14 protein-coding genes are annotated in these 21,056 nt (G+C 66.8%); 11 read left to right on the plus strand and 3 right to left on the minus strand.

Going from position 1 to position 21,056, the window contains the following annotated elements; translation table 11 throughout:
- Nucleotides 1–68: 68 nt before the first annotated feature.
- Nucleotides 69–1,154 carry an amidohydrolase family protein gene (locus tag BACI71_RS06120; RefSeq protein WP_236552843.1) on the minus strand — a complete coding sequence of 362 codons (1,086 nt, stop codon included), beginning with the start codon at nt 1,152–1,154 and terminating at the stop codon, nt 69–71.
- 146 nt (nt 1,155–1,300) lie between these two features.
- Here BACI71_RS06120 and BACI71_RS06125 point away from each other — a divergent pair, with 146 nt between their 5' ends.
- The 9 genes from BACI71_RS06125 (at nt 1,301) to BACI71_RS06165 (ending at nt 16,102) form a co-directional block, all read left to right on the plus strand.
- Nucleotides 1,301–3,385, plus strand: coding sequence for a glycoside hydrolase family 36 protein (locus tag BACI71_RS06125; protein ID WP_159756399.1), 2,085 nt, complete (start codon nt 1,301–1,303; stop codon nt 3,383–3,385).
- Nucleotides 3,382–4,287, plus strand: coding sequence for a DMT family transporter (locus BACI71_RS06130; RefSeq protein WP_159756402.1), 906 nt, complete (start codon nt 3,382–3,384; stop codon nt 4,285–4,287). Before BACI71_RS06125 ends, BACI71_RS06130 begins: the two co-directional genes overlap by 4 nt.
- Nucleotides 4,288–4,356: 69 nt before the next feature.
- Nucleotides 4,357–5,640, plus strand: a complete 1,284-nt coding sequence (locus BACI71_RS06135; protein WP_159756404.1) for a D-tagatose-bisphosphate aldolase, class II, non-catalytic subunit — start codon at nt 4,357–4,359, stop codon at nt 5,638–5,640.
- Nucleotides 5,633–6,772, plus strand: a complete 1,140-nt coding sequence (locus BACI71_RS06140) for an SIS domain-containing protein (protein ID WP_159756407.1) — start codon at nt 5,633–5,635, stop codon at nt 6,770–6,772. The genes BACI71_RS06135 and BACI71_RS06140 overlap by 8 nt, the downstream gene beginning before the upstream one ends.
- Nucleotides 6,769–7,713, plus strand: a complete 945-nt coding sequence (locus tag BACI71_RS06145) for an N-acetylglucosamine kinase (protein ID WP_159756410.1) — start codon at nt 6,769–6,771, stop codon at nt 7,711–7,713. The genes BACI71_RS06140 and BACI71_RS06145 overlap by 4 nt, the downstream gene beginning before the upstream one ends.
- Nucleotides 7,714–7,854: 141 nt before the next feature.
- Nucleotides 7,855–11,241 (plus strand): TonB-dependent receptor, encoded by a 3,387-nt coding sequence (locus BACI71_RS06150; RefSeq protein WP_159756413.1) that lies wholly within the window; start codon nt 7,855–7,857, stop codon nt 11,239–11,241.
- Between the two features lie 38 nt (nt 11,242–11,279).
- The gene (locus tag BACI71_RS06155) at nt 11,280–12,764 is read left to right on the plus strand and encodes a tryptophan halogenase family protein (RefSeq protein WP_159756416.1); all 1,485 of its coding nucleotides are present in this window, start codon (nt 11,280–11,282) and stop codon (nt 12,762–12,764) included.
- Between the two features lie 18 nt (nt 12,765–12,782).
- Nucleotides 12,783–14,702, plus strand: a complete 1,920-nt coding sequence (locus BACI71_RS06160; RefSeq protein ID WP_159756419.1) for an NPCBM/NEW2 domain-containing protein — start codon at nt 12,783–12,785, stop codon at nt 14,700–14,702.
- Nucleotides 14,699–16,102 carry a DUF4832 domain-containing protein gene (locus BACI71_RS06165; RefSeq protein ID WP_159756422.1) on the plus strand — a complete coding sequence of 468 codons (1,404 nt, stop codon included), beginning with the start codon at nt 14,699–14,701 and terminating at the stop codon, nt 16,100–16,102. Before BACI71_RS06160 ends, BACI71_RS06165 begins: the two co-directional genes overlap by 4 nt.
- On the opposite strand, the gene BACI71_RS06170 is transcribed toward BACI71_RS06165, so the two are convergent.
- Both BACI71_RS06170 and BACI71_RS06175 read right to left on the minus strand, forming a co-directional pair.
- Nucleotides 16,026–16,772 carry an SGNH/GDSL hydrolase family protein gene (locus tag BACI71_RS06170; protein WP_159756425.1) on the minus strand — a complete coding sequence of 249 codons (747 nt, stop codon included), beginning with the start codon at nt 16,770–16,772 and terminating at the stop codon, nt 16,026–16,028. The two genes, BACI71_RS06165 and BACI71_RS06170, sit on opposite strands and share 77 nt — an antisense overlap.
- A gap of 107 nt (nt 16,773–16,879) precedes the next feature.
- A complete protein-coding gene (locus BACI71_RS06175) occupies nt 16,880–17,884 on the minus strand; it encodes a LacI family DNA-binding transcriptional regulator (protein ID WP_268894059.1) in 1,005 nt (334 codons plus the stop codon).
- A 205-nt stretch (nt 17,885–18,089) separates the two neighbouring features.
- Here BACI71_RS06175 and BACI71_RS06180 point away from each other — a divergent pair, with 205 nt between their 5' ends.
- Nucleotides 18,090–19,331: an MFS transporter gene (locus BACI71_RS06180; protein ID WP_236552844.1), complete on the plus strand. Its 1,242-nt coding sequence runs from the start codon at nt 18,090–18,092 to the stop codon at nt 19,329–19,331.
- Nucleotides 19,328–20,935 carry a glycoside hydrolase family 43 protein gene (locus BACI71_RS06185; protein WP_159756434.1) on the plus strand — a complete coding sequence of 536 codons (1,608 nt, stop codon included), beginning with the start codon at nt 19,328–19,330 and terminating at the stop codon, nt 20,933–20,935. Before BACI71_RS06180 ends, BACI71_RS06185 begins: the two co-directional genes overlap by 4 nt.
- Nucleotides 20,936–21,056: the final 121 nt, after the last annotated feature.

Consider the following 21,056-nt stretch of genomic DNA (forward strand, 5'->3'; position numbering starts at 1 on the left):
GCCCTGCATTGATGCCAAATTCCGTCATCCCGGATCGGGGCCGGGATGACGGATCGGGCGGAGCCCTTTCAGCCCTTCAGATGGAAGAAGCGACGCGCATTGCCCCAATAGATCTTGTCGATCACCGCGCGCGGCAGGTTCAGCCCGATCGCATCGGCCCTGATCGCCTCGACACGCTGCGACAGCGGGGTGGCGAGATACCGCCAGTCGGCGCGCCAGACCCGGTCCGCCTCCCTGGGGAAGTCGTTGGTGGCGGGCGGGTTCTGCGCGCGCGCCGCCGGATCGGGCGGGCTGTCGGTCAGGTCGGTGCCGTACAGGATCCGGTCCTGATATTTGACGAAGAACGCGCGGACCTTCGCCGGGTTGGCGTTCGATTGAACCTGCAGATTCGACAGCCGCGCGGCGAGGTCGACGACGGTGTTGGGATGGGCGTCGAAGAAGCGCGCCAGTTCGTCGACGCTCCACTCGAGGCTGGCCATGTGCGCCCCGTCGAACGCCAGTCTGGGATGTCGCGCGACGAAGCGATCGCGTGCCGCCATCAAGGCTTCGTAGCTCGGCTCTTCGGGGTGCAGGTACATGTAATATTCGGGATGCGCCTTGAAATAGTCGCGATCGTTGTCGGTCGTCATCTTGTCGAGCGGTAGCCAGCAGTTCTTCGGCTCGGCCTGATGCGCGATCAGCGGGATGTTGCGCCGTTCGAGGTGCGCCATCACGCCGTCGAAGCGCGGGTCGTCGAGGAAAACGCGCTTGCCGCTCGGGTCGGTGGCGACCATGCCGATGTTCTTCCACACCTTCACCGCGATCGCGCCCCGCGCGAACGCGGCGTCGAGCTGCGCGATCGTGCGTTCGGTCCAGCCCGCGGTGCCGAACCCGTCCATCGAGAATGTCGTGGCGTAGCGGAAATCGGCCGGGTCGGCATTGCGCATCGCACGCGCGATCGACGCCTGCTGCGCAAGCGGCGGGAAGTCGGGATAATCGACGTTGATCGACAGCACCTCGAACCGGTCGCGCCTCGCCAGCGCCAGAAAGCGCGGGTCCTCGATATTGGCATGGAAATGCGCGTCGAACTTGGCGACGCGCGCGAAGTCGGCCTCCGTATAATGCGCGCTCGTCGAGGCTGCGCCGGCCAGTAGCAAGGCCGCGATCATCGCCATGTCACTCTCCTCCATGTTTCACAACGAAAGAAAACGCGCTTTTACGTTGCGCTTTTTGTTTGCGCGTCCGCCGTGGATGGTGCAAGTTCTTTCTCGTCGGCCTAGCGGCGCGCAGCGTCGGCGGGTCGCGAAGGAGAGAATGCGTCATGTCGCCCAACCCTGTTACGCGCCGCTCGATGCTCGCCCGCCTGATGATTGGCGGCGCAGCGGTGGTGCTGCCGGACTGGCGCGGCGCGGTGTGGGCAGCGGCGCCGTCCGGGGTGCGGCTGACCGACGGTACGCTGACGATCGACTATGATCGTGCAATGCGCGCGCAGCTGTCATTCGGCGGCAAGGTGATCACCGGGCGCGGGACGCCGGAGGCGCTGTTCGTCGGCGGACGGCCGCTCGGCACGTTCCTGCTGCTCGATCATGCCGAAACCCCGGTGTCGGGCGTGCATGGCAAAGGGCGGCGGCACCGGCTGCGCGCCACCGCGGGCGGGCAGGTCGAGCAGAACGTCGCGATAACCTTCCTGAATGCCTATCCGGGCCTCGCTTTGTACGAGGTCAGCTATCGCAACACCGGCAGCGCGCCGCTGGCGGTGTCGGGCTGGCGGGTAGCGACGCACGATCTGCTCGCGCATCGCGATGGCGCTTGGACCTTTGCCGGCGCCTCCTATCCGGATCGGCGCGACGGGATCCAGAAGGTCGCGCCCGGTTTCGATCAGCGAAACTTCATGGGGATGAATGCGTCCGATTACGGCGGCGGCACGCCGGTCGCAGTGGTCTGGCGGCGCGACGTCGGGTTGGCGATCGGCCACGTCGAGACCAGCCCGCGGCAGGTGTCTTTGCCTGTTTCGGTGCAACCGGATGCGACGCGGCTCGGCCTGAGCGGCGATCAGACCGTTTTGCTTGCGCCCGGCGGGACGCTGTCGCTGCCATTTTCGTTCCTGATGGCGCACGAGGGGGATCATTTCCGGCCCCTGGACGCCTATCGTCGCCTGATGGCGGAGCGCGGCGTCGCGGCGCCGACCATCCCCGAGCCGAGCTATGGCCCGATCTGGTGCGCCTGGGGCTATGAACGCGATTTCACGCTCGATCAGGTCTATGGCACGCTGCCCAAGGCAAAGGCGCTGGGCTTCGAATGGGCGGTGCTCGACGATGGCTGGCAGACCGCCGAGGGCGACTGGAAGCTCAACCCGGCGAAATTCCCGGGCGGTGACAAGGACATGCGCGCCTTCACCGACCGCATCAAGGCGGACGGGATGCGCCCGCGGCTGTGGCTCGCACCGCTTGCAGTCGATCCGGGCACCGATCTGCTGCGCGATCACGCCGACATGCTGCTGCTCGATCGCAACGGTTCGGCGCAGAACGTCAGCTTCTGGAATGCCTTTACGCTTTGCCCGGCCTATCAGCCGACCGTCGACTATTTCCGCGCGCTGGTGCGGCGGATCATGGTCGACTGGGGCTATGACGGGCTGAAGCTCGACGGCCAGCATCTGAACGGCGTCGCGCCCTGCTACAATCCCGCGCATCGTCATGAACGGCCTGAGGAATCGAGCGAGAAGCTTCAGGATTTCTGGAAGGCGATCCATGACGAGGCGATTGCCGCCAAACCGGAGGCGGTGGTGGAATTGTGCCCGTGCGGCGACAGCTTCGCGTTCCACAATCTGCCCGCCACCAACAACACGCCGGCGTCCGATCCGCTGTCCTCATGGCAGATCCGGTTGAAGGGCAAGACGTTCAAGGCGCTGATGGGGCCGTCCGCGCCCTATGCCGGCGACCATGTCGAGCTGAGCGACGGCGGCGACGATTTCGCCTCCACCTATGGCATCGGTGCGATCCCCTCGACCAAGTTCACGTGGCCGAGAGACACGCCCAAGCCGATGGAGAAGCTGCCTCCGGGCGGCTTCGTCCTGACCCCCGCCAAGGAAGCCTTGTGGGGCAAATGGGTGGCGCTCTATCGCGAGCACATGTTGCCGAAGGGCCGCTACCTCGGCGGACTGTATGACATTGGCTTCGACAAGCCCGAGGCGCATGCGATCGAGAAGGACGGCGTGCTGCATTTCGCCTTCTACGCCGATCGCTGGTCGGGGCCGATCGCGCTGCGCGGACTGGGCGAGGGCGATTACACGCTCGTCGACGGCTTCAGCGGCACGTCGCTGGGGAGCGCGTCGCGCACCAAGCCGACCATCGACGCCACCTTCGAGCGCGCCCTGCTGGTGCGGGCGACGCCGCGGAGGATGGCATGACCGGGCGGGCGTGGCTCTTCAACGCACTTGTCACCGTCGCGCTATGGGGCGTGTGGGGGGCGTTTTCCGGCCTGTCGCCGCAGCACGGCTTCCCCGAGACGCTCGTTTATTGCGTCTGGGCGCTGACGATGGTGCCGCCGGCGCTGGTCGTGCTGGCGCAGTCGGGCTGGCGGCTCGACCGCTCGCCGCGCGCGATCGCCTATGGGCTGGCGGTCGGGCTGCTCGGCGCGGGTGGGCAGATGCTGCTTTTCTATGCGGTCGCGCGCGGGCCGGCGTATCTGATCTTTCCGATCATCTCGCTGTCGCCGGTGGTCACGATCGCGCTGTCGTTCGTGCTGATGGGGGAGCGGACCGGGCGGCTCGGTGCGCTGGGGATCGTGCTCGCGCTGCTGGCACTGCCGACCTTCGACTTCGCGCCCGGCGCGGCGGGCGCATCGGCGGCGTGGCTGTTGCCGGCGGTGCTGGTGATGCTCTGCTGGGGCGTGCAGGCCTATTTCATGAAGGCGGCGAACCACGTCATGCCGGCGGAGAGCATCTTCGTCTACATGACGATCGCGGCGCTGGCGCTGGCTCCGGTCGCGTGGGCGATGACCGATCCCGCGCGGGCGATCAATTGGGGGCTGGACGGGCCGGGGCTTGCGGCGGCGATCCAGTTGCTGAACGCGATCGGGGCGCTGACGCTGGTCTTCGCCTTTCGCTACGGCAAGGCGATCATCGTCGCGCCGCTCGCCAATGCCGGTGCGCCGCTGGTCACTGCGTTGATCTCGCTGGCGGTGCTGCACGTCATGCCCGGCCCGCTGAAGGCGTTCGGGATCGTGCTGGCGCTTACCGCGTCGCTGTTGCTGGCGATCGAGCCCGACGGCGCGGACCCGGACACCGAGCCGGAGCCGGCCACCGCCTGAGCTTCGACGGAATTCGTTTCAATATCTGGCTGGCGGACGACGGACGGTCGATCGCGAAAGGAGCGGCGCGTGCATATTCTTCTGGAGTTGGTGAGGCGGCACAAGGCGGGCGAGCGCGTCGGCGTGACCTCGGTCTGCTCCGCCCATCCGCTGGCGATCGAGGCGGCCCTGCGCCACGCACTGGCGACCGAGCAGCCGTTCGCACTGGTGGAGGCCACGTCGAATCAGGTCAATCAGGACGGAGGCTATACGGGCATGGTCCCCGCCGACTTCCGCGCGTTCGTCGAGGCGATCGCGGCGAGGGTCGGGTTTCCGGTCGCTCGACTGGTGCTGGGCGGCGACCATCTCGGGCCGAACGCCTGGACCGCGCTGCCGGCCGAGGCGGCAATGGCGAAGGCGCGGGTCATGGTCGCAGATTATGTTCGCGCCGGCTTCGCCAAGATCCATCTCGATTGTTCGATGAGCTGCGCCGACGATCCCGTGCCGCTGCCGGAGCAGACGATTGCAGAGCGCGCTGCGGATCTGTGCCGCGCCGCCGAAGATGCCTTCGACGGCGCGGAGGCGGAGGCGCCGGTCTATGTCATCGGGACCGAAGTGCCCGTGCCAGGCGGTGCGGCAGAGGACCTCGCGGAGCTGGCGGTCACCACGCCGGCGGCGGCGATCGCGACGGTCGACATGCATCGTTCGTTGTTCGAGGCAGCCGGGCTGAAGGCGGCGTGGGCGCGGGTGATCGCCACCGTCGTGCAGCCAGGGGTCGAGTTCGACCACGACAAGGTGGTCGATTACCGACCCGATCGCGCAGTGGCGCTGAGCCGCGCGATCGAGCCGGTCGGGCAGTTGGTCTATGAAGCGCATTCGACCGATTATCAGACGCCGGCCGCGCTTGCGGCGCTGGTGCGCGATCATTTCGCGATCCTCAAGGTCGGTCCCGGCGTCACCTTCGCGCTGCGGGAGGCGCTGTGGGCGCTCGACGCGATCGAGCGTGAGACCGTTGACGACGCCGCGCGTGCCAAGCTGCGCGCGGTAACGCTGGAACGGCTCCACGCCGAACCAGGAAACTGGACCAAATATTACCATGCGGCCGGCCCGGCACTCGACCTCCAGCTTCAGTACAGCCTGTCCGACCGCATCCGTTACTACTGGCCCGACCCGGTGATTGCAGCAGCGCAGGCGCGGCTGTTCGCGAATCTGCGCGACACCCCGCCGCCGATGCCGCTGCTCAGCCAGTATCTGCCGACCGCCTATGCCGCGGTGCGTGACGGTCGCGCGACGCTCGATCCTTCCGGGCTGGTGATGGCGCATATCGCCGTCACGCTCGACGCCTATCACGGAGCCTGTTTTCCCCATGACTGACACGTTGATCGCCGCCGCCCATTCGCATGAGGGCATCAGCTGGACGCGCCGTGAGATCGCGCAGCAGCCGGCGACGCTGCGCGCGACGCAGGCGCTGCTCCACGCCGCGCGCGACGAAATCACCGCGTTTCTGACGCCGTTGCTTGCGCAGCCGGATTTGCGGGTAATCCTGGCCGGCGCCGGAACGTCCGCCTTCATCGGCGAGTGTCTGGCGCCGTGCCTGTCGCATCACCTTGGCCGCACTGTCGAGGCGATCGCTACTACCGACATCGTCAGCGCGCCGCAGCTCTATCTGCGGGGCGACGTGCCGGTGCTGCTGGTGTCGTTCGGCCGCTCGGGCAGCAGCCCGGAGAGCGTCGCGGCGGTCGATCTGGTCGACCGGATGGTCAGCAAGGCGCATCACCTGATCGTCACCTGCAACGCCGCGGGCGAACTGGCGCAGCGCGGCGGCGACCGGACGCAGGTGATCGTGCTGCCGGAGGAGACGCACGACCGCAGTTTCGCGATGACCTCCAGCTTCAGCGCGATGATGCTGGCGGCGCTCTCGACGCTCGGCGGCATCGACGCGCTGGATGCGCGCGTGCCCGCGATTGCCGCCGGAGTGGCAGACATGCTGGCGCGTGCCGAGCCGGTCGTGGCCGAGCTGGCGACGCGCGGCTTCGAGCGGGTCGTTTATCTGGGCAGCGGCGTGTTTCGCGGACTGGCGCGCGAGGCAGCACTGAAGCTGATGGAATTGAGCGACGGCGCGGTGGTAACCGCGTTCGACAGTTCGCTTGGCTTCCGCCACGGTCCAAAGACGATCATCACCGGTCGCACACTGGCGGTGGTGTTCGTGTCCAACGATCCGCTGACGCGTCGCTACGATCTCGACATCGTCGCGGAACTGCGTGGCGATGCGCAGGCGGGAGCCGTGGTCGTGATCTCGGCCGGTCCCGACGACACGGCGACGATCACGGTAGACGGCCTGGCCGACGCCGCCGATGCCGATCTGCTGTTCCCGTTCATCGTGCCCGCGCAATTGTTCGCGCTGCATGTCTCGGAAGCGCTCGGCCTCACCCCGGACCGACCGAATGCGAGCGGCACCGTCAATCGCGTGGTGCAGGGCGTGCGGATTCACGCCGTCGACGCATGAGCACCGCTTACTACCTCGGCGTCGACGGCGGCGGGACCAAGACCGAGTTCGTCTGCATCGACGCCGCCGGTGAGGTTCGCGCGCGGGCGGTGACCGGCACCACCTACCATCTCGAGGTCGGCGCGGCGGAGGCATTGCGGCGCATCGAACAGGGCGTCACAGCGATCGGCACCGAAATGGCGATCACGCCGGGAGAAATGACTTACGTCTTCCTCGGGTTGCCCGCTTATGGCGAGGACCGCGTCGTCGACCCGCAGGTGCACGCGGGCGTCGAGGTGCTCCTCGGGCACACGCGCTTTCGCTGCGACAACGACATGGTGTGCGGCTGGGCCGGATCGCTGGCGTGCGCGGACGGGATCAACGTCGTCGCGGGCACCGGTTCGATCGCCTATGGCGAGCGCGCCGGCCGGGGCGCGCGCACCGGCGGGTGGGGCGAGGTCTTCGGCGATGAGGGCTCGGCTTATTGGATCGCGCAGCGCGGGCTTGCGACCTTCTCGCGGATGAGCGACGGGCGGCAGCCGGTCGGCGCGCTCCACGGACTGTTCCGAGATGCCCTGGCGCTCTCCAAGGATCTTGAATTGTGTGAGCGGGTGATGGGCCCACAGGGCATGACGCGCCGGGAAGTCGCCGCTCTGGCGGCGCTGGTATCGCGCGCGGCCGAGGTCGGGGACGATGCGGCGCGCACGATCCTTGTGGCGGCGGCGGCGGAGTTGGTGCTGCTCGCGACTAGCCTACGGGACCGGCTCGGATTTCCGAACGGCCAGACGGTGCCGGTATCGTGGTCGGGCGGGGTGCTGGCCAATCAGCCGATCGTTCGCGCCGCATTCACCGCCGGGCTGACCGAAGCCGGGCTGACGCCGGTACCGCCGCGTCACGCCCCTGGCTATGGCGCCGCACTTTATGCGCGGCATCTCGCGAGCGGCGAACAGCAAGAACGATAAAACCGCCTGATAAATGTTTCGATTTCGTGCGTTAATGGCCCAATCATCAATTATATTCTTGCGAATCTTGATGGTTGGTTCATTCTGATTGTCACTATCGCGCGATCCGGAAAGCGGACGCTGACGAAGGGGGAGTTGGGGATGAAGCGAACGCATCTTCGTGCCGGGTTGGCGACGAGCACCGCTTTGGCATTGGTGGTCGGTTGCGGCGCCGCGATGGCGCAGGCGGGTGCCGCCACAGCCGGGCCGGTCGGCTCGGGTGCCGATGCCGGCGACATCGCCGGCGATACCGATGTTGTCGTGACAGGAGTCCGCAAGGCGCTTGAAGCCGCCGCTCGCAAGAAGCGCAATGCCGACACGGTCGTCGACTCGATCACCGCCACTGACATCGGCGCCTTTCCCGACAAGTCGGTTGCCGAGGCCTTGCAGCGCGTGCCGGGTGTGACCGTCATCCGCTCGGCGGCCAAGGATGACGTGATGCATTATTCCGCGGAGCCGTCCGGGATCGTGATCCGCGGGCTCCAGCAAGTCCGCTCCGAGTTCAACGGCCGCGATACCTTCTCCGCCACCTCCGGCTATGGCCTGTCGTGGAACGACATCTCGCCCGAGCTGATGGCGGGAGTCGACACCTACAAGAACCAGACCGCCGAGATGATCGAGGGCGGGATCGCCGGGACGGTCAACCTGCGCACGCGGCTGCCGTTCGACCAGAGCGGGCAGGTCATCGCGCTGAGCGCCACCCAGAATTACGGTGACAAGTCGAAGCGCGCTACGCCCGACCTGTCGGGTCTCTATTCCCGTCGCTTCGTCACCGGGATTGGCGAGTTCGGGATCCTGGCCAACGTTGCCTATTCGCACGTCATCACCAATTCGCGTGGCGTGACGCTGCCGCGGATGATGCCGTTTGCGCCGGGCACGTACGAGGCCGGGAAGACGACCTATATTCCATCGGGGATCGGCTTCTCCGACACCAATTACGATCGCGAGCGCTTCGGCGTGTCGCTCGCCGGGCAATGGAAGAGCAACGACGGGCGCCTGGTCGCGACCGGGCAGTTCAACCGTTCGCAATATGACACCACCTGGGTTGAGCATCAGGCGCTCAGCTATTGGGCATGGGTCGATCCGGCGAGCACGAACCATTCGACGGTCTGGACCGACGCCAGCATCCTTCAGCCGCCCGACGCGGGGCTGGGCTTCAACGAGGCGGGCGGCGGCACGCCGTTCACCTTCCGCGAGGAGGGGCTGTTCCAGAAAGGCGTCATCACCGGTTCGCGCGGTGGCTGGGGTTATGGCGCGATCGACTGGGCGACCGGCGACCGCTACGTGCCCGGCTCGACCGATCAATACGGTGTCCTGCCCAACGGCCTGCCGCTGTTTCAACCGTGCCTCAACTCCGACGTCAGCCACGCCAACCAGCCGTGCCGAGCGGGCGCGCCGATCGACGTCGCGACGCGCTATTCGCACGAGAAGCGCGTCGTGGAGGACGCCGCGTTCAACCTGTCGTGGCAGGCGGGCGACCGGCTGACCTTCACCGCCGACTACCAGCATGTGAAGGCGACCAACTACAATTACGACATCACCTTCAACCAGCGTACCTACGCCGATGTTTCGCTCGATCTGACCGGGCGCTACCCGAAGATGACCTTGCTGTCGCCGTCGGGGTACAACCAGATCGGCGACCAGCCATTCGCCGATCCGCGCAACTACCAGCCGGCCTCGGCGATGGACCACATTACCGACAGCGAGGGGCAGCTGGATGCCTTTCGGCTCGACGGGGTCTATGCGCTCGGCTCGCCATGGCTGTCGGAGATCCACTTCGGCGGCCGCTTCGCCAACCGTCGGCAGGAGCATCGCTGGTCGCTCTACAATTGGGCGAGCATCACCTCCGACTGGGGCGTGAACCCGGCGGATTCGGCGTTCCTGACCAGCGGGCCAACCTATAATGCCGACGGATCGGTGCGCTTCCGCGGCTATGAACCGGGCTATTGGGAAGCGCTGAGCTACGGCCAGAATCTGCTCGGCGGCGGGCTGCTCGGCACGTCGCCGCTGGTGTTCATGCGCTCCGACATCCTGGCCGACCCCAGCCAGACCTTCAGCCGCTTCAGCGCCACCGCACAGAGCCAGGGTGGGGCGATCGCCTCCTCGTCGTGGAACCCGATCTGCTCGCGTCCCGATGAGATCGCGGGCTCGTGCTTTACGCCGGGCGAATTGCTGTCGGTGCGCGAACGGACCAAATCCGCCTATGTCATGGCGAAGTTCGGTGGGGAGAGCGCCGATATTGCCGGCATCAATATCACCGGCAATGTCGGCGTGCGCTGGGTGAACATCCGCAACCAGAGCGCCGGCGCGCTGAATTATGCGGTGGCGTTCACCGAGTCCGACCTTAATTGCGTGCCGCTGACACCGGAGGCCATCGCCGCGCTTCAGCCCGGTCAGTTCGCGGCGACGCCGGGGTGCCTTGCGGCAGGCTCGACCGAGGATCGCGCCTTTGCGAGCGGGGGGAGCACGCCCTCGACCGTGCGCGTCGACCACAATTACTGGCTGCCGAGCTTCAACCTGCGCGCCGGGCTGGGCAACGAATGGTTCGTCCGCTTCGCCGCCTCGCGGGCGATCTCCAAGCCCGACATCGGGCTGCTCAAGAATTTCACGGTGCTCAAGCGGTCATTCGTGCCACAGAGCGAGATCCGGCAGGGCAACCCCAATCTGATCCTTGGCCCGGACGGGCAGCCGACCGGGCTGCGCTACGGCTACACCGCGACTGCCGGCAATCCGCGGCTCAAGCCTGTCAGCGCCGACCAGCTCGACCTGTCGATCGAGAAATATGACGGCAGTATCGGCTCGCTGAGTGCCGCCGCCTTCTACAAGAAGTTTCACGACTATATTCAGAACGGCATCTTCTCGATCCCGATCGAGAACAATGGCGTGACACGCGACGTGGTGGTGACCGGGCCGACCAACGGTGACGGGGCGTCGATCTATGGCTTCGAACTGGCGTTCCAGCGATACTTCGACTTCCTCCCCAAGCCGTTCGACGGGCTGGGTATCCAGACCAACTATACCCGCATCTTCAACAAGGGCGTCAAGAACGCCAATCTGGTCGTCGATACGGTGGGCGGGGACAGCACGGTGGCGCGCTCGGCGCTGGCGGGGCAGATCCAGGTCGACCGGCTGGAGAACCTGTCCGATCACGCGCTGAATGCGATCCTGTTCTATGAGAAGGGGCCGCTTGGCGCGCGCGTGGCGTACAATTGGCGGTCGCGCTACCTCAACTCGGTCAATGATTGCTGCCTGGGCTTTCCGGTGTGGAACAAGTCGGAAGGCTTCCTCGACGCCTCGCTGCGATTTGCCATCACGCCGAACCTTGAGTTCAACCTGCAGGGATCGAACCTGCTCAACACCAAGATCCGCATGGAGGCACAGGTCAGCGGGCCGACCAGCGAAGACCCGAGCCGCCCGGTCAAATATCTGCCTGGTGGCTGGTTCGAGCAGGATCGCCGTTTCCAGTTCGGCGTCCGCGCGAAGTTCTGATCGATGGCGACGCAGCCCCGAATTGCTGGAAGGACACGATGCAGCGGATCGTGATCCTGGGCGGAGGCACCGCCGGCTGGATGGCGGCGGCGTGCGTGGCGCGGGTGCTGGGCGCGCCGGGACGCACGATCACGCTGGTCGAATCGCCGACGATCGGCACCGTGGGGGTCGGAGAGGCGACGATCCCGATGATCGAGAGCTTCCACCGGATGCTCGGGCTGTCGGCGGTCGATGTGCTGCGCGCGACCGCGGCGACGTTCAAGCTGGGGATCGAGTTCGTCGACTGGACGCGACGGGGTGAGCGCTACTTTCATCCGTTCGGCACGATCGGCGCCGATCTGAACGGCATCGGCTTCGTCCAGCATTGGCTGCGGCACCGCGCCGGTGGTGGCACGAGTGCGCTGCTCGACTACAGCGCCGAGGCGCAGGCCGCGGCGGCCGGCAGGTTCGGGATGGTGCAGCTGACTTCCCCGGACGCCGCGACGCCGCTCCATTTCGCCTACCACTTCGACGCGACGCTCTATGCCATGATGTTGCGCCGCTATGCCGAGCGGCTGGGTGCCGTGCGGATTGAGGGCGAGGTCGCCTCGGTGCGGCGTGATGCGGAAAGCGGTGACGTTGCGGCATTGCTGCTCGCCGACGGTCGGACGGTAGAGGGAGACTTCTTCCTCGACTGCTCGGGATTCGCGGGCGTGCTGATCGAGGGCGAGCTGGCGGCGGGCTACGACGATTGGAGCCGCTGGCTGCCGTGCAATCGCGCACTGGCGGTCGCGAGCCCGCCAATGTCGCCGTGTCCGCCGTTCACCCGGGCGACGGCGCTGGAGGCCGGTTGGCGATGGCGCATCCCGCTCCGCCATCGCACCGGCAATGGTCACGTCTTTTGCGACGCCTTCGTAAGTGAGGACGAGGCGGCAACGCGGCTTTGTGGCGCGATCGGCGACCCGCGCGCGACGCCGCGCCCGCTGCGGTTTACCACGGGTCGGCGGCGGCGCGCGTGGGTGCGCAACGTCGTCGCGCTCGGTCTGGCGAGCGGATTCGTCGAGCCGCTGGAGAGCACCTCGATCTTCATGATCCAGTCGGCGCTCGCCAAGTTGATGACGCTGTTTCCGCGCGACGGCCGGGTCAGCGCGCGCGTGGTCGACCAGTATAACGCGATGATCGCGACCGAGTGGGAACGCGTCCGCGACTTTATCGTCGCGCATTACAAGGTTACCGCGCGTGACGACACACCGTTCTGGCGACATTGCCGGTCGATGGCGGTGCCGGATTCGCTCTCCGAACGGCTGGCGCTGTTCGAGGAGGAGGGCGTGTTCGTCGAACAGCCGCACGACCTGTTCAAGGAAGCCAATTGGGTCGCGGTGCTGGCGGGGCAGGGACTGATCCCGCGCCGACACCATCCGGTCGCCGCGATCGCTCCGCTGCCGGTGCTAAACGCGCAACTGGCACGGATGCGCGCCGCCGTCGCCGCGCACGTCGCTGCGCTGCCCGATCACGACACCTATCTGGCGCGCTGCGTCGCCTGACCGTTCAAGGAATTTGCGATGCGCCTTCCGCGCCTGACCCTGTCTGCACTGGCCCTGCTCGCGGCCTCGACCGCGGTTCACGCCGCGTCCGATCCGCTCGCCCCCGCCGGACGCTGGACCTTGCCTGACCGTCCGGCGGCGCGGACCCCGCCGATGGGATGGAGTTCATGGAACGCGTTCCGTACCGACGTCGACGAGGCAAAGGTGCTCGGCGCGGCACAGACGTTGGTCGACAGCGGGCTGGCGCGGCTCGGCTATCGCTACGTCAACGTCGACGACGGCTGGTGGCTGAAGCGCCGGACTGGCGACGGGCGACTGCTGATCCGTACGGCGATCTTCCCGTCGGCGTCGGTGCCGGACGGTGACAGCAGCTTCCGGCCGTTCACCGACCGGCTGCACGCGATGGGGTTGAAGGCCGGACTCTACAGCGACATCGGCCGCAACGCCTGTTCGCAGGCCTATGACCTACAGTCGCCGAACCTGCCTGAGGGCACGACCATGGAGCGCGAAGTCGGGCTGTACGGGCATGTCGATCAGGACATCGCCCTGTTCTTCCGCGACTGGGGTTTCGATTACCTCAAGGTCGATGCGTGCGGCATCAACGTCTATGCGGCGGGGGCGCCGGTGGTAGTGCAGAACGGCTATCGCGCCCTTCCGCCGTTGATCGATCAGGCGTCGATCAACCGCACCGACGTGTCGCAGGTCCGCTCGCTATACGCGGACGTTGCTGCCGCGCTACGCCGCTATGCGCCGGACGGCGACGCGATCCTGTCGCTGTGCACCTGGGGCAGTGCCGATGTGCGCCGCTGGGGAAAGGAGATCGGCCATCTGTGGCGTACCAGTCAGGACATCACGCCCAACTGGACACGGATGCTCCACAATTTCGACAGCGCCTCGACCCGCGCGCTCTATGCGAAACCGGGGGCGTGGAACGATCCCGACATGCTGTTCATCGGACACGGCGACTTTGATGCCAGGCATCTGACCGAGGCGCGATCGCATTTCGCGCTGTGGGCGATCATCAACGCGCCGCTGTTCATCGGATTCGACCTGCGCGGCGCACCGAAGAGCCTGATGGAAATCTGGGGCAATGCCGACATCGTCCGCGTCAATCAGGACCCGGGCGGGCATCAGGGGGTGATCGCGTATGCGTCCGACGACGTGCAGGCGATCGTCAAGACGCTGAGCAACGGTCACAAGGCGGTCGTGCTGTTCAATCGTGGGCTCGCGCCGGCGACGATGGAGCTGACAGCGGCGCAGATGAAGCTGGCGGCGGATGCGCCGATCACGCTGCGCGATCTGTGGACGGGCAAGACGCTGCCCGCCTTTACCGGCGAGACCCGCTTCGATCTCGCACCGCGCGAGACACGGATCTTCGAGGTATCGGGCACGCGCCGGCTGCGTGACGGCATGTACCTGTCCGAGGTGCCCGGTGACGTCAACGTTGCGGTCGACGGGATCACCGCCTCCGAGCCCGACCCGGTGGTACACCGGATGATGGGGCAATGGAGCGGCACGCGCGACACCGGCGAGCGCCCGGTCTATGCGGGCTGGGGCGGGGCGCAAGCCGATGCGACTCCCTATGACCAGACGCTGCAGGTCGCCGGGCGAGCGTTCGACACCGGGCTGGGCGTGCTCGCGGGGTCGCGGCTGGAGGTGCGCAACACGCGCGGCGCGACGCGGTTCGAGGCGCTGGTCGGGGTGGATGACTCGACCCGCAACACGCGCGATGCGACCGAGTTTTTCGTCTATGGCGACGGCCGATTGCTCGCACGCAGTGGGGCGCGGCGGTTCGGCGACGTGGTTACCTCGCTCTCGGCCGATGTGCATGACGTGAAGGTGATCGAGCTGGTCACGCGTGCTGTCCGACGGGCCAGCGACCTGCCGATCGTGACGACCTGGGCCGAGGCGGCGCTGCGCGGCGGAACGGTGCGATGATCGCGCCGGCCGCCATGCTGCTGGCCATGCAGACCGTTACCTTGACGCCGAGCGACGCGGAGATCGCGAATCCCGAACGCGGCTTCTATCGCGCCGGCAATCGCGACCTCGCCGCACTCGATCAGGCGTCACTGGAGCGCGTCTATGCCGGGGGCGAGCGGCTGGTTTATGCGCGGATCGATCTGGTGCGCTATCGCAATGCGCCGATCGAGGCGCGCACACTCGACGGGCTGGCGCGCGGCTTCGCGGCGGCGCGCGCGGCGGGCGTCAAGCTGATCGTCCGCGCGGTCTACAATTACCCGCACGGGGAAACCGACTATCATGCCGCGCAGGATGCGCCACTGTCGGTCGTGCGCGCGCATCTCGCGCAGCTGCAGCCGTTGTTCGCGGCCAATGCCGACGTGATCGCCTTCGTGCAGGCTGGCTTTATCGGCGCGTGGGGCGAATGGCATTCCTCGTCGAACGATCTGACCAGCACGCCGAACCGGCGCGCGGTGCGCGATGCGTTGCTGGCCGCGGTGCCGCGCGAGCGGTCGATCCAGTTCCGCTATCCGCCCGATCTGATCACGTGGGGACCGATGCAACGGATCGGTTTCCACAACGATTGCTTCATGGCGAGCCAGACCGATGTCGGGACCTTTTCCGAAGAGCCCGCGCAACGCGTGCCCGAACAGGCGGCGATGGCCAGACTGACCGCCGACGCGCCCTTCGGCGGAGAAACCTGCAATCCGGCCGACGATCCCGGCGCGATCCCACGTACCGGTTGCGCGGCGATCCGCGATGAAGGCGCGCGCTATCATCTGAGCTATCTCAATGCCGATTACTATCGGCGGCTGTTCCACGATCGCTGGATCGCGGGCGGGTGTATGGCGGAGGTGCAGCGGAAGCTCGGCTATCGCTTCGCGCTGGTTAGTGCGTCGATTGCGCCGCGTGCGCAGGCCGGCGGCGAATGGCCGACGCAGGTGGCGATCCGCAACGAAGGCTGGGCGCGATTGACGAACGCGCGACCGCTGCAAATCGTTTTGATCGAGCGGGATGGCGGAGCGATGCGCCGCCTGACGATGGGTTCGGCCGATCCCCGAGCATGGCTTCCCGGCGCCGTGACGACGGTGAAGGCAGCGATCCGTTTGCCGGTCGATCTTGCGCCGGGCGCTTACGACATCGCACTCGCGCTGCCCGACGATGCGCCAGCGCTGCGCGACAACCCGCGTTTCGCGATCCGCTTTGCCAACGAAGACCGGCCCGATCGCGGGCAAGGCTGGCAGAACAGCGCCGGTCTGTTCCGGATCGGCCTGACCTTGCAGGTCGAGAAAAGGCGTCAGGTCAGTCTCGTGCCGTCGCGCGCGGCGCGGGCTTTGTCATCGCCCGGCGGATCGCTGCCTCCGCGACCGGCGCCATGACCGCATAGCCAGCCTTGTTCGGGTGGACGCCGTCCGAAGTCCACGCCGCCTTCAGCGCTGGCCCGTCATGCAGCGCGCTCCAATAATCGGCGTAGATGGCGCCGGTTCGCGCCGCATAGTCCTTCATCCATGCATTGAGCGCCACGATCCGCGGCGCTGGCTCGACCCCCGCCCGCCACGGAAAGTGATCTGCCGGCGGGATCGAGGCAAGGATGACGCGGATGCCGTGCGCGCGCGCCAGCTCCGCCATCGACATCAGGTTCGCCTTGGTCTGCTCCGCGGTCATCGGACCGGTGTTGCCGGCGATGTCGTTGGTGCCGGCCATGATCTGGACGACCTGCGGATGGAGATCGATTACGTCCTGCCGGAAGCGCAGCAGCATCTGCGGGGTCGTCTGCCCGCTGATGCCACGGCCATAACGGCCGGGCGCGAAGAAGCCGGGCACCATGTCGAACCAGCCCTGTGTGATCGAGTCGCCCATGAAGACGACCCTGACCGGTGCGGTCACGCGGGCGTTGGCGTCCCGATAGCGGCCGAGCCACGCGAAGTCCCTGTGCAGCCGCTGCTCGGCATCGGACTCGGGTCGCGTGTTCCCGCCGGCGGGCGGCGGGGTCTGCGCGAGGACAGCGCAGGGCAACGTGGTCAGGATCAGGGCGAGCGATCGCTTCATCGACGGGTGCTCCGCTTGTCAAACATCAGAGGGATTCGGCCGGTTTCTCAACGACAGCCGAAGAGAAGATCATTGCGACCGGAAAGTCTATCGACAAAGGTCTTGGGTCAAGCGCCGGTCCGGGGCGGGGCGGTGGACTCGCGCTCGACGAGCGTGTGTTCAAGCACACGCGAGACGCGGCGCGCACTCTTGCCCTGCGCCGCGCGCATTTCATCGATCAGAAGCCGTAGCGCCTCGCCGGCCAGTTCCTGCACCGGCTGGCGGATCGTCGTCAGCGGCGGCCAGAGCGTGGTTGCGGCGATGCTGTCGTCGATTCCGCACACGCTCAGGTCGCCCGGTACGTCCAGATGGCGGCGGTGCGCGACCGAGATGACCGCTGCCGCCATGTCGTCGTTGCTGGCGAGGATTGCGGTCGGCGGTGTCGCCTCGTCGAGCAGGCGTTCGCCGGCAACGAGGCCGGACGTGTAGCTATAGTCGCCTTGCGCGATGCAGGTCTCGACACCCGCCGCTGTCGCCGCCTCGATAAAGCCGGCCAGTCGCGCCTGACTGGCGCTCTGGTCGGGGTTGCCGACGATGAAGCCAAGCCGGTGGTGACCAAGCGCGATCAGGTGGCGCGTCATGTCGTGCGCCGCGCGGTGGTCATCGATCCCGACCGAGATCGCATCGGACACCCGGCCGGCTACCACCGCCATCGGCAAGCCGGCGGCGCGGAGGATATTCCGCACCGCTACCGACTCGCCGAGCGGCGGGGTCAGGATGACGCCGCCGATGCCGGACGCGATCAGTTGCTCGATCTCGGCGTGGGTCGGCACGCCGCCGTTCTTGCCCTTGAGCAGGATCAGCTGCGCCGCGCGCGCCGACGCCTCCTCGAACACCCCGGCAAGGAAGCCGCTCATGAACGCCGCGCTGGGGTTGGCATAGATAACGCCGATCCGCAGCTCGCGCGATGTGACAAGGCTGCGCGCGGAAAGGTTCGGCGTATAGTTGAGCGTGCGGATCGTCGCGTTGACGAGCTCGCGGGTTTCGTCGCGAACGCCGGGATCGCCGTTGATGACGCGCGACACCGTCATCGGCGAGACACCGGCCTGCTTGGCGACATCGATGATCGTCACCCCGCGGCGACGTCCTTTCGGCTGGGGCACGCTCATCCCGTCACGGCGTCGCCGACCATCGCCGATGCCTTTAAAGGTAGCCGATCTGCATCGGCGGGTCGCGGTCCGTCAATCTCCGATCGCGCATGCCATTGCGCAAAGGTACTTGTCAGAAACAGTCACCCGCGGCTACGACGTCATGATAACGTTACCATGGGGAGGCGGGGTGGCACGATTTCCGTACGTGCGCTGGACGGTCATCGCGTTGTTCGTCGGCGCGATGGTCATCAACTATCTCGCGCGCAGCGTGCTGGGCGTCGCCGCGCCAGCGATCATGGCCGAACAGGCGATCTCGTCCGAGCAATATTCCTGGATCACCGGCGCGTTTCAGCTCGGCATCATGTTCCAGCCGGTGGCCGGATATTTGCTCGACGTGATCGGATTGAAGGTCGGCTTCACGTTGTTCGTCGCCCTGTGGTCGCTTATTACGATCGGTCACGGCCTAGCGAGCGGCTGGATGGGCTTCGCGGGGCTGCGCGGCGCGCTGGGGCTCGTGGAGGGGTCGGCGCAGCCGGCCGGCATGAAGGTGGTGGCGGAGTGGTTCCCGGCGCGCGAACGCGGCGTCGCGGGAGGCATCTACCAGATCGGCGCGTCGTTCGGCGCGGTATTCGCGCCGCCGCTGGTCGCCTGGGCAATCGTGTTCGACAGCTGGCGCGCGGCCTTTTTCGTCGCGGGCGGTCTCGGGATCGTCTGGGTGCTGATCTGGCTGCTGTGGTATGCACCGCCGGGTCGGCACCGCTTCATCTCCGCGCAGGAGCAGCAGCTGATCGCGGACGGGCAGGAGGCCGCGCTGGCGCGCCGCGGCCGCCGCCCGCCACTTGGGGAGTTGCTCCGCCGGCGCAATCTCTGGACGATCGCGGGGGCGCGCTTTCTGGCCGACCCGGTATGGGGAATGCTGTCGCTGTGGATGCCGCTGTACCTCGTGCAGGTGCGGCATTTCGACCTCAAGCAGATCGCGCTGTTCGCCTGGCTGCCGTTTCTTGCCGCTGATCTCGGCTGCCTGTTCGGCCCGGCGGTCGTCGCATGGCTGCAACGCCGCGGGGTCGGGCTGATCGACGCGCGACGCTGGGCGTTCACGCTCGGCGCGGTGTTGATGACGGGAATGATCTTCGTCGGCACCGTGACCAGCCCGGTCGTCGCGATCGCCTTGCTGTGCCTCGGCGGCTTCGCACACCAGACGCTGTCGGTGACGGTGATCACGATGGTCTCCGATCTCTTCCCGCAGGATCAGGTCGCCACCGCGACCGGCGTCTCGGGCACTGCCGCCAATCTGGGCGTGTTGATCTTCACGCTGGTGCTGGGATCGCTGGTCGATCAGGTCGGTTACCAGCCCTTCTTCATCCTGCTCGGCCTGCTCGATCTGGCCGGTGCCGCGCTGCTCTGGACGAACATCCGAAAGCCGTCATGACCATTCGCAACCCTATTCTGCGCGGGTTCAACCCGGACCCCTCGATCGTGCGCGTCAGCGACGATTATTATCTCGCGACTTCCACGTTCGAGTGGATGCCCGGCGTGCAGATCCACCATTCGCGCGATCTTGCCGACTGGCAGCTGGTCGCGCGTCCGCTCCAGCGCCCCAGCCAGATTGACCTGCGCGGCGATCCGGATTCCTGCGGCGTCTGGGCTGCGGATCTCAGTTACGCCGGCGGGCGCTTCCACCTCGTCTATACCGATGTGAAGCGATACGGCCGGACCACGGTCGACGGGGCGGTCGGCGCGTCGTTGCGCGACTTCCACAATTACTGGGTCTGGTCCGACCGCATCGACGGCGAATGGTCCGATCCCGTTCATCTGAACAGCAGCGGCTTCGACCCCGCACTGTTCCACGACGATGACGGTCGAAGCTGGCTCCTCAACATGTTGTGGGATCATCGCCCCGGCCGGTCGCGGTTTGGCGGAATCGTCGTGCAGGAAATGGACAGGAACGCCGGGCGGCTGGTCGGGGAGCGACGCGTCATCTTCGGCGGCACTGCGCTCGGCTTCACCGAGGGACCGCATCTTTACAAGCGCGACGGCTGGTACCACCTGCTGGTCGCCGAGGGCGGGACCGAGCGCAATCACGCCGTGGTAATGGCGCGCTCGCGCCACCTGTTCGGCCCGTATGACGTGCATCCCGACGGCCCGGTGCTTACCGCGCGCGGCCGCCCGGAGCTGGCGTTGCAGCGCACGGGACACGGCGATCTCGTCGATGCGCCCAACGGGACGACATGGCTCGTCTATCTGTGCGGTCGCCCGTTGCCGGCGAGCGACCGTTGCGTGCTGGGACGCGAAACCGCGATCCAGCCAGTCGCATGGGGTGACGACGGCTGGCTGCGCACGGTCGACGGCGCGGCGACCCCGATGGGCGAGGTGCCGTCCGCGGCGTCGGCGAGGACCGTGGCACCGACGCACGATCCGACCGACTTCTCCGACCCCGTGCTTCCGCCGACGTTCCAGTGGCTGCGCACGCCGTATCCTGACGATATCTTCAGCCTGACGGCGCGGCCCGGCTGGCTGCGGCTGCACGGTCGGGAGACGATCGGGAGTCACTTTACCCAGTCGCTGGTTGCGCGGCGACAGCAGGCGTTCCGCTACAGCGCCGAGACGCTGCTCGATTATCGCCCCGATCATTTCCAGCAGGCCGCGGGGCTGGTCTGTTACTATAATTCGAGCAAGTTCCACTACTTCCATCTCACCGCCGACGACGAGGGCGGGCGCGTGCTGCAGGTATTATCGGTGCTGCCGATTCGCGACGGCGCGAGTGCCACGACCACGCCGATCGCGATCGGAGAGGGCCTCGTCGCATTGCGGGTCGAGGTGGACCACGAGGCGCTCCGCTTCGGCTATCGCGTTGGCGATGTCAGCGACTGGACTTGGCTGAATACGCCCTTCGCCGCAGACCTGCTGTCCGACGAAGCGACGATCGCGGGACTCCCCAATTTCACCGGCACCTTCGTCGGCATGGCGAGTCAGGACGTGTCCGGCGCCGGCAAGCCCGCCGACTTCCGCTATTTCCATTATGCCGAGGAATGACGATGCTCTTCGTCGCTTCAGCCAACAACAAGGCAGGTTGTCACAGACAATCAATGCTGTAAAACATATCAGATAGGATTCGCCGACCCGGAAACGAGGATCGGGAACCAGGGAGAGAGAT

The organism is Sphingomonas sp. 8AM, assembly GCF_902506455.1.
In the GTDB taxonomy this organism is placed as follows: Bacteria; Pseudomonadota; Alphaproteobacteria; order Sphingomonadales; family Sphingomonadaceae; genus Sphingomonas.